The organism is Polaromonas sp. C04 (assembly GCF_002002705.1).
Classification (GTDB): domain Bacteria; phylum Pseudomonadota; class Gammaproteobacteria; order Burkholderiales; family Burkholderiaceae_C; genus Rhodoferax_A.
Window position 1 is genome coordinate 136,039 of record NZ_MUNS01000022.1, and the last position, 13,904, is coordinate 149,942.

At 61.3% G+C, this 13,904-nt stretch carries 13 protein-coding genes and 2 tRNA genes; 5 read left to right on the plus strand and 10 right to left on the minus strand.

Annotated elements, in window-relative coordinates; translation table 11 throughout:
• Positions 1 to 125 precede the first annotated feature (125 nt).
• Positions 126 to 272: a hypothetical protein gene (locus B0E49_RS20445; protein ID WP_168174998.1), complete on the plus strand. Its 147-nt coding sequence runs from the start codon at positions 126 to 128 to the stop codon at positions 270 to 272.
• Here the strand turns inward: B0E49_RS20445 and B0E49_RS04435 are convergent.
• Positions 255 to 1,001, minus strand: coding sequence for a hypothetical protein (locus tag B0E49_RS04435; RefSeq protein WP_144264440.1), 747 nt, complete (start codon positions 999 to 1,001; stop codon positions 255 to 257). The two genes, B0E49_RS20445 and B0E49_RS04435, sit on opposite strands and share 18 nt — an antisense overlap.
• 461 nt (positions 1,002 to 1,462) lie before the next feature.
• Here B0E49_RS04435 and B0E49_RS04440 point away from each other — a divergent pair, with 461 nt between their 5' ends.
• Both B0E49_RS04440 and B0E49_RS20825 read left to right on the plus strand, forming a co-directional pair.
• Positions 1,463 to 1,954 (plus strand): AAA family ATPase, encoded by a 492-nt coding sequence (locus B0E49_RS04440; protein WP_077560762.1) that lies wholly within the window; start codon positions 1,463 to 1,465, stop codon positions 1,952 to 1,954.
• Positions 1,955 to 2,233: 279 nt separating this feature from the next.
• A complete protein-coding gene (locus B0E49_RS20825) occupies positions 2,234 to 2,572 on the plus strand; it encodes a single stranded DNA-binding domain-containing protein (RefSeq protein WP_286137797.1) in 339 nt (112 codons plus the stop codon).
• Between the two features lie 166 nt (positions 2,573 to 2,738).
• Here the strand turns inward: B0E49_RS20825 and B0E49_RS04450 are convergent, their stop codons facing one another.
• The 9 genes from B0E49_RS04450 to uvrC all read right to left on the minus strand — a co-directional run bounded on the left by B0E49_RS04450 (position 2,739) and on the right by uvrC (position 12,025).
• Positions 2,739 to 4,517 carry a DUF6538 domain-containing protein gene (locus B0E49_RS04450; protein WP_077560763.1) on the minus strand — a complete coding sequence of 593 codons (1,779 nt, stop codon included), beginning with the start codon at positions 4,515 to 4,517 and terminating at the stop codon, positions 2,739 to 2,741.
• Between the two features lie 113 nt (positions 4,518 to 4,630).
• Positions 4,631 to 4,706: transfer RNA gene (locus B0E49_RS04455), tRNA-His, on the minus strand.
• 28 nt (positions 4,707 to 4,734) lie between these two features.
• The gene (locus B0E49_RS04460; protein WP_077560764.1) at positions 4,735 to 6,672 is read right to left on the minus strand and encodes a SurA N-terminal domain-containing protein; all 1,938 of its coding nucleotides are present in this window, start codon (positions 6,670 to 6,672) and stop codon (positions 4,735 to 4,737) included.
• A 59-nt stretch (positions 6,673 to 6,731) separates the two neighbouring features.
• Positions 6,732 to 6,807: transfer RNA gene (locus tag B0E49_RS04465), tRNA-Val, on the minus strand.
• Between the two features lie 15 nt (positions 6,808 to 6,822).
• Positions 6,823 to 7,095 (minus strand): HU family DNA-binding protein, encoded by a 273-nt coding sequence (locus B0E49_RS04470; protein WP_077560765.1) that lies wholly within the window; start codon positions 7,093 to 7,095, stop codon positions 6,823 to 6,825.
• A 289-nt stretch (positions 7,096 to 7,384) separates the two neighbouring features.
• Positions 7,385 to 8,470: a tartrate dehydrogenase gene (locus B0E49_RS04475; RefSeq protein WP_077560766.1), complete on the minus strand. Its 1,086-nt coding sequence runs from the start codon at positions 8,468 to 8,470 to the stop codon at positions 7,385 to 7,387.
• Positions 8,471 to 8,508: 38 nt separating this feature from the next.
• Positions 8,509 to 9,390, minus strand: coding sequence for a DMT family transporter (locus B0E49_RS04480; protein WP_077560767.1), 882 nt, complete (start codon positions 9,388 to 9,390; stop codon positions 8,509 to 8,511).
• A 10-nt stretch (positions 9,391 to 9,400) separates the two neighbouring features.
• Complete coding sequence (gene pgsA, locus B0E49_RS04485; protein WP_077560768.1) at positions 9,401 to 9,967, minus strand: CDP-diacylglycerol--glycerol-3-phosphate 3-phosphatidyltransferase; 567 nt, start codon at positions 9,965 to 9,967, stop codon at positions 9,401 to 9,403.
• A gap of 51 nt (positions 9,968 to 10,018) precedes the next feature.
• Positions 10,019 to 12,025, minus strand: coding sequence for an excinuclease ABC subunit UvrC (gene uvrC, locus B0E49_RS04490; RefSeq protein ID WP_077560769.1), 2,007 nt, complete (start codon positions 12,023 to 12,025; stop codon positions 10,019 to 10,021).
• Between the two features lie 74 nt (positions 12,026 to 12,099).
• On the opposite strand from uvrC, the gene earP reads away from it, so the two are divergent.
• Positions 12,100 to 13,182, plus strand: a complete 1,083-nt coding sequence (earP, locus tag B0E49_RS04495) for an elongation factor P maturation arginine rhamnosyltransferase EarP (RefSeq protein ID WP_077560770.1) — start codon at positions 12,100 to 12,102, stop codon at positions 13,180 to 13,182.
• A gap of 108 nt (positions 13,183 to 13,290) precedes the next feature.
• Positions 13,291 to 13,845 carry an elongation factor P gene (gene efp / locus B0E49_RS04500; protein WP_077560771.1) on the plus strand — a complete coding sequence of 185 codons (555 nt, stop codon included), beginning with the start codon at positions 13,291 to 13,293 and terminating at the stop codon, positions 13,843 to 13,845.
• Positions 13,846 to 13,904 lie beyond the last annotated feature (59 nt).

A 13,904-nucleotide genomic window follows, 5' to 3' on the forward strand; every position in this document is an offset into this window, starting at 1 on the left:
GACCGGGGCGCTGGCTGGTCGTCCAGGTCGACCGCGCTGGGCTAACGCGTATTCGGGACTCTCGGGCAAAGACCTCGGCGCCCTGCCGTACTCTCTGCGCGAGTGAATTGGCAGGTGCGGTCTCCTTGGAATGCTACCGCATTGGCGCGACTACGCTGGTTTTCAACAGCAAGTACAACGGCGTGCGCGAGGCAAGGTTCGACGCCTTCAACGTGGACACGGACACCGGCATCCTGCACCGCACTGCCAAGGGACTAGACGACGCGCAGTAGCGGCGTTTCGACCGTATTGAGCGGGTTGACCACACTGAGCCACCAGCGCCAGAACGTCGGGTTGTCTTTCCAGAACCGAAGCAGGGTGCGCGCCTGGACTTCGCGGTACCGCTTGACCGAGGCGGCGCTGTCCAGGCCTTCGCACTCATGCAGGAAGTGCAGCACCTCGTGGATGGCCACAACGGCCAGGTTGGCGCCTTGCAGGCCGTCGGACAGCTCCACCAGGCCGCCGCGTAGCGTGTAAAAGCCGTAGGCCCCGGCCTTGTCGCAATGAAGCTGCGCCAGGGTGGTGATTTGGCAGCCGCGGCTTCGGTGCGTGATGCGCCGTGGCATCCTCAACGCGAGGTCTGGCGAGAATCCCCCCGCGGCCTGAATCCAGCCGGCGCCAGGCCGAAGCGTCGTCTCGGCCAACTCCATGAAGGCCTCCCAAAATAGCGGATTCGAACGCGCGAGCTCAACCAGTCCTGTGGATAAACTGTGCGTAAATGACTCCTCATCGCTGGAATCGTTGAGCCCGGAGCGATAGTGAATGGCCGTCACCAGATGGCGCAGGAAGTAGCCCAGCGCGGCGCGGGGCTGCGCGTGGCGGTCGATACGCACCAGGCAGGCGGTCCAATCCGCCTCCACCTTGCGGCGCTTGTCCGCAAAATCGTCGCGCTCGGCGGCCACCACGCGCATCTCGTAGGGGCCGATGCGGTAGCCAGGGAGAGTGAAGACGGTCGTAGTCACGGCGTTCAACCTTTCAAGTAGAAATTGAAGGGTATCCGATGCGACGAGCAGCAGACGCCAAGGGGTTGAAAGCCCCCTGGCGTGGTCTGGCGTGGGGTCTTCAAGGCCGGAACCGGGTTTAAAAGCCCCGTGTGGGTGCCTGAAGTCAACCATTGCCGGCTTGAAGCGCTCTTGAAGAGCGCCAAACGGCCGCCATGAAATCACTTTTTCATATACCGAAATACCAGGTTGGGGTCCCCGCCAATCTGGCTTCCGCCATTGGCAAGCGGATTTCATCCGCTGCGGCTCCCTAACCCTGCTTGCCTACGAACATCATGCCAGCACGATGACACCGCCGGCGGCTGGCGCCCGATACGCCAGGCGTGCACTGCCTCGACTGCCAATCACCCGCCAGGCAGTCCACCAAACGAATATAAACCACGGCGCTTCACTGAAGACCTTCCACTCTGATTTGGTTTCCGATGAACGCAACGTCCAGCTCCCCCGCCCCGCGAAAAAACGAATTCTCCAGCGCAAGGCTCACACCAAGTCCACGAGCCGGAGAGCGCCGGTCGCATCGAGGCGATTCACAAGGTGAACTTGTCCTGATTCGCGGGCTCCCAGGAAGCGGCAAGAGCACGATGGCGCGCGTGCTGGCCATGATTGGTTTCAAGCATTTCGAAGCGGACATGTTTTTTGAACGCGAGGGCGACTACAAATACGACGCCTCACGCATTCGGGATGCCCATGGCTGGTGTCAAAGAATGACGCGTGAGGCGCTTGCCAAGGGTGAGCGGGTGGTTGTCAGCAACACGTTTACCCAGCTGCGCGAGTTGGACCCATATCTGCCGATGGCCGGGAACGTGCGAATCGTCGAGGCACAGGGCAAGTGGCAAAACAGGCATGGGGTTCCGGACGAGGCGCTGGAAAGGATGGCCCAGCGCTGGGAGCCGTTGCCTGCGCGCATGCAGTGAGCCCGGCTTGCTGCGCCTTAGAGCGGCGCCTGAACTTCTGCTCCGAAGACGCTGTTCTTGTCCCGACCTGTGCGACTAACGGTGCCTATACGTGCTTGCGACGGGGCTTATCCCGTCGCATTCATGAATGAGGACATGCACATGCAGGTATTTGGAAACGTGGCTACGGAACCCGTCCGTAAGGAGAGCAAGACCACAAAAAGAGCCTATTACGAACTGAGGCTGTGCGAGAGTCAGCGGGGGGTGGACCCGAGCCCTTGTTGGTACTCAGTTCGAATCATGAAGGAGTCGAACCCGGGGCTGGCCAAGGGTGACTTCGTCAAGGTCACGGGAAAACTCAAAGTCGACTTCTATGTCGGAAGAGACGGCAAACCCTCGGGCACTTTGCTCATTATTGCCTTTGAAGCCAGCAAAATCGCCAGGCCGTCGACATTACAAGGTGGAGTGGATTCCGCTGCACCCGTTGCTCCTCGAGAAACGGTAAAGGAGCAGGCGCTGGCGCCACAACAGGGGCAACCTCCGGAGCTGGCGCCGAGAAAGACGCAGGTACAAACGCAGGAACGACAGCTGGCAACGGAATCTCAGCACGAATCTGATTGGTCAACCCTTTACAGCTGAAACGAGGTAACGGGGTAACACGCCGAATAACGATGATTTGATTTACGAAGCCACCCTCATGCGGTGGCTTCTTCTTGCCGAAATCCAGCGTTTGTAGGGCTAACAGCGTTGTCAAACCGTCCCAAGGCAGTACGTTGCTGTTGACCCAGAGAGTCCCTTTTTTCCGTCAGGGTTCTGATTTTCCTGGCTTCTTGAGCCTGACCGGTCCCTTGCCTGGCTGCCATGGCTGTGCTGCGATAGGGAAAAACTTCACTTTTCTGAATTCCGACATCAGGGCTTGCAATGGCACATCTGCAGCCCCGTACCCATCCGTTACAGAGCCCTCCCCGCTGGCATGGCCAAGAATGCGCTTGAGATATTTCGATTCAACTTGTGCACTGGTCATCGCATCCTTCATGGTGTGACGAAATGAGTAAAGCACTTTTTTAGGGTTGCTGATGCCCAAAACATGCACTTTGTAGCGCCCAAAAAATTTGGAAAACGCTCCAGACAGCTTGTCGTGCCAATCATGGGTTAACGAGGGAAACAGGGAGGTCTGGCCTTTGGCTTTCATTGCGTCCATGAACCGGAAAAGGCCAAGGTCAATCAGTTCGGTTGCCATGGGAACCTTCCGTATGGATTTGTCATTTTTGAGGTTTCGCCATTGCTCCTTGGTCTGCCCGTCGGCGTTCGGCCTCTTTTCCTGAGCCCCCTCTTCGTCAAGAAACAAATCATCGTCCTGAGAGGGGCGGTCAATAAGGTTGAAATACCAACCATGCACAGGGTCCTGCACCACATCAGAAAGCGCCAGGCCAGCTATCTCCTCCGTTCTGGCACCCGTGTAATACATCAGGATTGGTATCCAGTAAGAGGCCTCTCCGGATTGACCCTGTGAGCGTAATTGCTGGTGGTTGAAGATGGGCGATGAAAAAATACGGCCCAGGTCGGCCTTGTCAAAAGGCAATCGACGCTGCTTTCGCTTCTCAAAACTGTTTTGCTTCAAACCAATCGTATCGATGGCCGGATTGACGGCAAGCGCCCCCTTCCCCTTCGCCACCTTGAAAAGGGACTTTATCTTGGCCAGCCGCTCATTAAGGGTTACGACCGCAAGACCACGAGTGGCCATTTCATCCACAAACTTTCGCATCAACTCAGCAGTGACATCGCCAGGGTGATTCACGCCATTGGCTGCGGCCAGTTTCTGCAGTTCACGCCATGGCGTCTGAGTCGCAATAGTGGTGCTTTTGGGTCGATTTTTGACATAGTCTCGCCAAACCGCGAATATTGAATCCCAACTGGGTCCTTGTTCTGATGACTTGGCAGCCTCACTGGCGGCGAGCTCCTTGGGCGTAGGGACGACAGGTGCAACGTCGTTGGTATTCACGACCTGTCCACTCTGCCGGGCTCGCTGGTGGTCCAACGATGTCACAACAGCACTCAAGAATGCAGCCCCGGCCCGCCTGGTCTCCTCTGGCGACATTTCGACATCCAGCCCGCACAGATAAATAAAACCGTGCATGGCTGGCAAAATTTTGTCGGAACGTCCGGTGGCCAGCATTCGGCCCAATTCAGAGCGCTGCTGCTCCAACCGCGCCCCCAGTCCATCGAATTCCGCGTCGTCAAGGCCCTCGCTGCGCAGTTGCTCATCGTTAAGCAAGACTTGGCGGACCCAATGGTCTGCCAATGCCTTCAGTTGCTCCTGCGACAAGGAGTTCAGCTTTTTCCGCGTGTAGAGGGCCTGCTTTTCCTTCAACGCAGTCCGATGCTGGGCGAATTCGGAATCTATCTGGTTGATTTCAACTTTGAGGCGCTTTTTGGCCTCGCGCAGGTCGGACGTATGCAGACTGCGAGTGATGTGCGTTTGTTTTGGGGGATACGCCGCCAAGAGGGCGGCGGGGATTCGGCGACGGCAGTATTTCATGCCGGACTTGCCGCGCTCATACAGATTTTCTGAGATTGCTTTCACGTTCCTGCTCCACGTAGTTGTGTGACAGGTCGTGTAACAACCAGACTTTATATCTGGTCGTAAGTACTTGATTTACAAGGAAATCAAGTACTTACCGGAGCGCTATGGGGGATTGGGGTGGCTGATGGGGCTCGAACCCACGACAACAGGAATCACAATCCTGGACTCTACCAACTGAGCTACAGCCACCGTTTGAGCATGATTATAGCGGGGCCGGCTATTGTGTTGCCGCCTGCGACAACTCTTCTGCGGTCTTGGCCGCGGGCTTGGGGACCTTGATGGTCGCCTTGAAGCGCTCTTTCAGAAGGTCGTAGTAGGCCAGGGCCTCGGCCGACGCGACCCATTGCGTGAATTGGGCGCGCTCCTGCGCGGCAGCAGCAGGCGTGGACGGCTCACGTGGAATGATCTTGTTGATTTTGGCGACGGCATAGCCCTGCGCGCCCAGGTCCACGCCGATAAACGACGGCAGATGGGTACTGTCGGCCCGCAAAATGGCCTCGACGAAGGGGCCGGGCTGGTTTTGCGCCTGATCCCGCGAAACCACGACGGCTGGCGGCAGCACGGCCGCCGCCGGGTTGGCCTTCCAGGCCGCCAGCTTGGCCATGCCTTCGGCCTTTGCCAGCGCTGCACCACGGATGGCCAGCAGGCGCTGGCGCACGTTGTCCTTGACCTCTGCAAACGGCAGGATACGGCTCGGCGTGTAATGCGTCACGCGCCCCGAGACCAGCTGATTGGGAGCCGTTTCCACCGCCTCGGTATTGCGTTTTTTGTCGATCGAGTCGGGAGCAAACAGCGCTTCCAGAAATTTGGCATTGGCCAGCACGCCGGCCACACCGGGCGCTGGTTTGCGCGTCACATTGGTCGCCGTCTGGATTTGCAGCTTGAGTTTGTCGGCCACGGGCTTGAGACTATCCGCCTGCTCGTACACGCTGTTCGTGAAGGCATCTGCCGTTTCGGCGAATTTGCTCTGGGCCTGCTGGTTCTTCAGGTCGGCCTCGATCTCGGGCTTCATTTCCTCAAAACTGCGCTGCTTCGGTGCCTTGATGTCGGTGAGCTTGATGATGTGGTAGCCGTACTCGGTCTCCACCACGTCGCTGATGTCGCCCTTCTTCATCGCAAAAACCGCATCGGCAAAAGGCTTCACCATCGCGTCACGGGTGAAGAAGTCGAGGTCGCCCCCCTTGGCCGCCGAACCGGGATCCTGGGAGTCTTTTCGTGCCACATCGGCAAAACTGTCGGGCGCTTTTTTGACTATTGCCAGCAATTCTTCCGCGTGAGCCTTGGCCTTCTCGCGCTCCGCCGCCGATGCCCCCTTGGGTACGGCGATCAGGATGTGGCTGGCACGCCGCTCCTCCTGACCGCTCAGGCGCGCGGCATTTTGGTCGTAATAGGTTTTGACATCCTGCGGATTCAGCGTGATTGAATTTTTGACGGTGTCCAGATCGAGCACCACGTATTCGATGCTGGCCTGCTCGGGCGCCTGGAACAAGGCCTGGTTGCTCTTGTAGAAGGCCTCTAGGTCGGCATCGGTCAGCGTGACCTTGGCCGCAAAATCAGCGGGGTTGAAGCGCGCAATCTGAACTTCGCGCTTCTCGAGAAAGGCGTTCAGCGCCACATCGGCCTGCGCGGACGTGGCAAAGCTCGTTCCGGCCAGGCCCACCATGACCTGGCGCGCGGACAGATCGCGACGCACGCCGGCCTCGAACATCTGCGGTGTCATGCCCTGGGCACCGACCAGTTGCCGGTAGCGGTCCATGTCCAGCGAACCATCGGGCTTGCGCAGCGAGGCGATGGTCGGGTTTTCCTGCAGTGATTGCGCAAGCCGCTGGTCGCTCGTGACGAGTCTGGATTTGCTGGCCGCCGCAGCCAGCACGTGGTCGCGCACGACCCGTTCCAGCGACGCATAACGCGCCTGCGGCGAATCGAGCAGTTTGGCATCCAGCGTGGGGTTGGAGGCGCGCAGGCGATCGACTTCGTTCTTGTGCGCGTTGTCCCACTCGTTTTGCGTGATGTCCTGGCCGTCCACCGTCGCCACGGTTTGAGCACTCTCGTTGTTGCGGTTGCGCTCGATGCCGAACAGCACAAAGGACGGGATGATCAACAAGAACAACAAACCCAGGACGATTTTGGAGTGCTTGCGGATAGCTTCAAACATGCTCAATCTTTCAAAGACAAAAAAAGAAAAGGCGAACAAGCCGTTCGCCTTTGCATCGGTGGTGGGTGCTGACGGGTTCGAACCGCCGACCTACGCCTTGTAAGGGCGCCGCTCTACCAGCTGAGCTAAGCACCCCACCTAAACGGGTTCTCAGTTCAACGCATCTTTCAATGCCTTGCCTGGACGGAACTTTGGCACCTTGGCTGCCTTGATTTTAATCGCAGCGCCGGTGCGCGGGTTACGCCCGCTGCGCGCAGCACGTTTACCCACCGCAAAAGTGCCAAAACCCACCAGCGACACCGAGCCGCCTTTTTTCAGGGTCGTCTTGACGGCGCCAATGGTGGACTCCAGTGCGCGGGTAGCCGCGGCCTTGGAGATGTCTGCATGCTTTGCGATGTGCTCAATGAGTTCTGTCTTATTCACAAGGGGCCCCTCGTTTGAAAAAAGTTGATCCGGATGTAGTTCAAAAAAATCTCCCGAGGCTTGAGACTTCGATCTGTTGATTCTCTCAAACCTTCAGGGAGTTTTTGGTGGCAGCGCCCGCTGCTGCGTCAGATTAGAGCCATGGACTGCCATGGTGTCAATACAGCTCGCAGCATTACAACGGCGCAAGCGGCAATTTTAGACAGATTTACGCCGCCCCTTGACGCCGGGCGTGCCGATTCGCCACAGTCACTTGCAAATCTTTCGGATTGACAAGTCTTGCGCACCGCTACAAAACGCCCGCGATGGCCTTGCCGAGATCAGCCGTGCCGGCCGTGCCGCCGATGTCCGGTGTGCGCGGCGCACCGCTTTGGGGATCCAGCACTTTCTCGATGGCGGCCAGCACGGCATCATGGGCCTGCCGATGGCCCAGGAAGTCCAGCATCAGGGCGCCGCACCATATCTGGCCAATCGGGTTCGCCAGATTTTTGCCCGCAATATCAGGGGCCGAGCCATGCACCGGTTCGAACAGCGACGGGAATTTTTTATCCGGATTCAGGTTGGCGCTCGGTGCGATGCCGATGGTACCCGTGCAGGCCGGGCCCAGGTCGCTCAGGATATCGCCGAACAGATTGCTGGCCACCACCACGTCGAAGAAATCGGGGCGCTGCACGAAGTGCGCGGTCAGGATATCGATGTGGAATTTGTCGACGCTGACCGCCGGATAGGCCCTCGCCATCTCGGCCACGCGCTCATCCCAGTACGGCATGGTGATCGCGATGCCGTTCGACTTGGTCGCACTGGTCAGGTGTTTCTTCGGGCGTGATTGCGCCAGCTCGAAAGCGAATTTCAGCACACGGTCGACGCCAATGCGCGACATCACCGTCTCCTGCATCACGATCTCGCGCTCGGTGCCGGCGTACATGCGCCCGCCAATGCTGGAGTACTCGCCTTCGGTGTTCTCGCGCACGATGACCATGTCGATCTCGCCGGGCTCACGCGGGCTGCCGTCGCGCCGCACCACCGGCGCGATGATGCCGGGCATCAGGCGCGCGGGTCGCAGGTTGACGTACTGGTCGAACTCGCGGCGAAACAGCAGCAGCGAGCCCCACAGCGAGACATGGTCGGCGATCTTCTCGGGCCAACCCACCGCCCCGAAGTAGATCGCATCGTGGCCACCGATCTGGTCCTTCCAGTCGTCCGGCAGCATCTTGCCGTGGCGCTCAAAGTAGTCCCAGCTCGAAAAATCGAAGTGATCGAATTGCAAGTCAATGCCGAACTTGCGCGCCGCAGCGTCCATCACACGGATGCCCTCGGGCATCACTTCCTTGCCGATGCCGTCACCGGCGATGACCGCGATCCGCTTCTTGCTCATGTTTCATGCTCCTTGACCATCACCACAATTGACCCGGCTCAGCGCTTCGCTCGCACCACGAGGCTGACCCCGATCGCCGTCAGCGCCGTGCCGATCACGGTCGTCGCCGTGATGGGCTCGGCAAACAGCAGCCACGCCATCAGTGCCGTGGCGGGCGGCACCAAGTACATCAGACTGGTGACCGACGCCACGGCGCCACGCTGGATCAGCAGATACAGCAGCGAACTGCCGCCCAGCGTCAACGCCAGCACCGACCAGGCCATGGCGCCGGCCAGCTCGGCGTTCCAGTGCATGGTCTCATGCTCCAGCAGCGCAAATGGCAGCGTGACCAGCAAGGCTGCGCCCACCAGCACAGCGTTGGCCGAGCGAACGTCGCAGGGCGCCACAAACCGCTTCTGGTAGAGCGTGCCGGCCGTGATGCTGAACAGCGCCATGGTGGCCAGCGAGAGGTTGAACCAGTCGGCCTCGCCCCCCTGCCCCAGCCTGCGCGACACCACCAGCGCCAGCCCCGCAAAGCCCAGCGTCAAGCCGGTCCACTGCCGGCGCGTCACGTGCCCGCCCGTGCCCGAGAGCCAGACGGCAGTCAACACCGGCTGCAAGCCCACGATCAATGACGACAGGCCCGAGCCCATGCCGGCCTTGACGGCAGCCCAGACACCGCCCAGGTAGCCGCCATTCATCAGCACGCCTGTGACCGCCAGGTGCAGCCACTGCGCACGCGTTTTCGGCCAAGCCACGCGCGACAGCGCGATCCAGGGCAGAAAACACAGAATGGACAGCGCATAGCGCAGCGCCAGAAACTTCATCGGCGGGGCATACGGCATGCCGTAGCGCGCGACGATGAAGCCGGTGCTCCAGATCACGACGAACACCGCGGGCATGGCCCGCGTAAAGGCGTCGTCGCGGGCCACCGACGTCATGGCAGCAATGTCACTTCACGCGCGCACGGATCTCCGGCAGCGCTTTTTGCAGGTAATAAACCATGGACCAGACGGTCAGGATGGCCGCAATCCAGATCAGCCAGGTGCCCCACAAATGGGTGTCGATGCGCCCGAACAGCATGCCGTCGAACAGCAGGAACGGAATGGCCACCATTTGCGCCACCGTCTTGAGCTTGCCGATCATGTGCACCGCCACGCTCTTGGAGGCCCCGATCTGGGCCATCCATTCGCGCAGCGCCGAAATGGCAATCTCGCGGCCGATGATGATGAGCGCCACAAACACATCAACGCGTTGCAGGTACACCAGCACCAGCACGCAGGCGCAGACCAGGAACTTGTCGGCCACCGGATCGAGGAAAGCGCCGAACGAAGAGGTCTGGTTCAGTTTGCGCGCTAGGTAGCCATCGAGCCAGTCGGTGGCGGCGAACAGCACGAACATCACGGTGGCAATCAGGTTGCGGCTGGGCTGGCTGATGGGCAGGTAGAACACTCCGACGATCAATGGAATCGCGACGATGCGCGCCCAGGTCATGATGGTCGGAATGGTCAGAAACATGAGGGCGATTGTGTCATGGCCGGCGATGTGCAGCAGGCAGGCCCGCGGCGCCTATCGCAGGGCCCTGTAGATTTCCGCGGCCAGCTCCTTCGAGATGCCCTCCACCGTGGCAATGTCCTGCACGCTGGCCGAGGCCACGCCCCGAACCCCGCCAAAGCGCTGCAGCAGCCGGGCGCGGCGTTTCGGGCCGATCCCCGGGATTTCTTCGAGCTTGCCTCCGCCCACGCGCACCCTGGCGCGTTTGGCCCGCATGCCGGTGATGGCAAAGCGGTGCGCCTCGTCGCGGATTTGCGCGACCAGCATCAGGGCCGCGGAATCCTTGCCCAGATAGACCTTGGGGCGGCCGTCGGCAAACACCAGCTCTTCCAGGCCGACCTTGCGGCCCTCGCCCTTTTCCACGCCCACGATCAGGCTCAAATCAATGCCGAGTTCGGCGAAGACCTCGCGCGCCATGCTGACCTGGCCCTTGCCGCCGTCCACCAGCACCAGGTCGGGCAGCCGCACGGCGCTGGCGGGCGCCGCCGCGCCGGTGCTGCCTTCATCCGCGCCCTGCGCCGGTGCGCCTGTGGCGTCCTGCGTCCCGTTGTCGGCCTGTCGGATGGCCTCCACCATCTTGCTGTAGCGCCGCGTCAGCACCTGGCGCATGGCGGCGTAGTCGTCACCCGGCGTGATGTGCTCGATCGAGTAGCGGCGGTACTCGGCGCTTTGCATTTTGTGACCCTGAAACACCACACACGAGGCCTGCGTGGCCTCCCCCGCGGTGTGGGAAATGTCGAAGCATTCGATGCGAAAGGCATCGAGCTGGTCCGGCACGAGCCCGAGCGCGTCCACCAGCGCGCGGGTGCGGGCCTGCTGCGAGCCCTCTTCGGCCAGCAAACGCGCCAGCGCGATGCCGGCGTCTTTCTGCGCCATCTCCAGCCAGATGCGGCGCTGCTCGCGCGGCTGGTGCACGGCGCTGATCCGCACGCCGGTTTGCAGCGACAGCGCCTCGATCAGGCTCTGGCTGACCGGCTCGCTCGTGATCAGCGTGGGCGGCACCGGCACGTCGATGTAGTGTTGCGCGATGAAGGCTTCGAGCACCTGCGCCTCGACCGACGGATGGGCCGGCGGCTGCTCATCGTCCACGTCTGCCTGGTACACACCCGTGGCATCTTCCACCTGCGCCGGAAAATAGGGCCGGTCGCCCAGATGCCGCCCGCCGCGCACCATGGCCAGGTTGACACATGCGCGGCCCCCGTGTACCTGCACCGCCAGGATGTCCACGTCCTTGTCCGACACGTTGTCCACCGCCTGCTGATGCAGCACGGCCGACAGGGCCGACATCTGGTTGCGCAGCTCGGCCGCCTGCTCGAACTCCAGCCGCTCGGCATGCGCCATCATGCGGGCCTGCAGCGCGTCCAGCACCTGCTGGGTCTCGCCCTGCAGGAATTTTTCGGCGTCCAGCACATCCTGCGCATAGGCCTCGGGCGAGATGTAATTCACGCAGGGCGCCGAGCAGCGCTTGATCTGGTACAGCAGACAGGGCCGGGTGCGGTTGCTGAACACCGTGTCCTCGCAGGTGCGCAGCCGGAACACCTTTTGCAGCAGCAGGATCGATTCCTTCACCGCCCAGCCATTGGGGAACGGGCCGAAGTAGCGGTGCTTCTTTTCGACCGCGCCGCGGTAGTAGGCGATGCGCGGGAAACTGGCCGACGCCGGCGCCCCGGCCGCCACCTTGCCGTGGGTACCGGTCATCTTCAGGTACGGATAACTCTTGTCGTCCCGGAACAGGATGTTGTACTTCGGGTTCAGCGCCTTGATCAGGTTGTTTTCCAGCAGCAGCGCCTCGGCCTCGGAGCGCACCACGGTGGTTTCCATGCGCACGATCTTGCTCACCATGTGACCGATGCGCGTGCCGCCATGGTCTTTGTGGAAGTAGCTCGAAACCCGCCGCTTCAGGTTGATCGCCTTGCCGACATACAGCAGCTGGCCGTCGGCATCGAAGTAGCGGTACACCCCCGGCAGCGCCGGCAGCGCCGCGACCTCGCTCAGCAGTTGTTCGGAATGCGTGTCTGACATACCACCGTATTGTCGTTCCTGCAGCCAGACCGACACGGCGCCAGGGCTGGAATAGGTAGGGTCACAATCGCGCCATGCTGTGGGACATCTTCTGCAAGGTTATCGACAACTTTGGCGACATCGGCGTGTGCTGGCGCCTGAGCGCCGATCTGGCCTCGCGCGGCGAACAGGTGCGGCTTTGGGTGGACGACGCCAGCGCGCTGTGCTGGATGGCGCCGACCGGCTGTCCGGGCGTCACGGTGCTGCCGTGGGCGCAATCGCTGGAGGCCGCCGGTCTGCCGCCGGCCGACGTGCTGGTGGAGGCCTTCGGCTGCGAGATTGCTCCCGAGTTCATAGCTGCATGCGTAGATTGGGTAAGGGCTACAGGCCGAAAGCCCGTATGGATCAACCTCGAATACCTGTCCGCAGAGAGCTTCGTCGAGCGCGCCCACGGCCTGCCCTCGCCGGTCCTGAGCGGTCCCGGCGCGGGTCTGACCAAGCATTTTTTCTACCCCGGCTTCACGGCGCGCACCGGCGGGCTGCTGCGCGAGGCCGGCCTGGCGCGCCGCCAGCTGGAATTCGACCGCGCCACCTGGCTGGCGCGGCTGGGGATCGACCCACAAGGCGAACGGCTGGTGTCACTTTTTTGTTACGAACCGCCCGCCCTGGATAACCTGCTCGACCAACTGGCGGGTGGCGCGCAACCCACCCGGCTGCTGGTCACGGCGGGGCGGGCCGCTGCGGCAACAAGGGCCGCGATTGAGCATAAAAAGAGGCTTCAGCCATTATGGGACGTACACAGTAAGCTATCAATTTCATATCTTCCGGCACTCACTCAAATCGACTTCGACCACCTGTTGTGGGCCTGCGACCTGAATTTTGTGCGCGGCGAGGACTCGCTGGTGCGCGCCCTGTGGGCCGGCAAGCCCTTCATCTGGCAGCTCTACCCGCAGGACGACGCAGCCCACCACGGCAAGCTGCAGGCGTTTCTGGACTGGCTGCAGGCGCCCGCGCCGCTGCGGCAGTTCCACCGCGTCTGGAACGGCGCCAGCGCCGCCGGCCTGCCACCCATCGACGGCGCCGCCTGGGGCCCCGTGGCAGCGGCGGCGCGCACCCGGCTGCTGGCGCAGGACGACCTGACCCACCAGCTGCTGCAATTCGTCCTGAAAAACCGTTAAAATCGGGAGCTCGGTGGAATCGACATGCCGGTTGGGCGGGAAACGCTTCCTGCCACCAGGGCGGCCCCACCTCCTGACACGTTTCTCAAGACCTCCTCTCAAGACCCTATGAAAATCGCTCAAGAAATCCGCGCCGGCAACGTCATCATGCACGGCAAAGACCCGATGGTTGTGCTCAAGACCGAATACAGCCGCGGCGGCCGCAACTCGGCCACCGTGCGCATGAAGCTCAAGAGCCTGATCGCCAACTTCAACACCGAAGTCGTGTTCAAGGCCGACGACAAGATGGACCAGGTCATCCTCGACAAGAAGGATTGCACCTACTCCTACTTTGCCGAGCCGATGTACGTCTGCATGGATGAAGAATTCAACCAGTACGAAGTCGAAGCCGAGAACATGGGCGACACGCTGAACTACCTGGAAGACGGCATGCCGCTGGAAGTGGTGTTCTACGACGGCAAGGCCATCTCGGTGGAGCTGCCGACCAGCGTCGAGCGCGAAATCACCTGGACCGAGCCCGCCGTCAAGGGCGACACGTCCGGCAAGGTGCTCAAGCCCGCCAAGATCGCCACCGGCTTCGAGATCGGTGTGCCGATTTTCGTGGCCCAGGGTGACCGGGTCGAAATCGACACCCGCACCGGCGAGTACCGCAAGCGCGTCTGACGCATTGCAGTCCCGCTGCACGCAAAAGGCTTGCCGCGATGCAAGCCTTTTTTGATTGA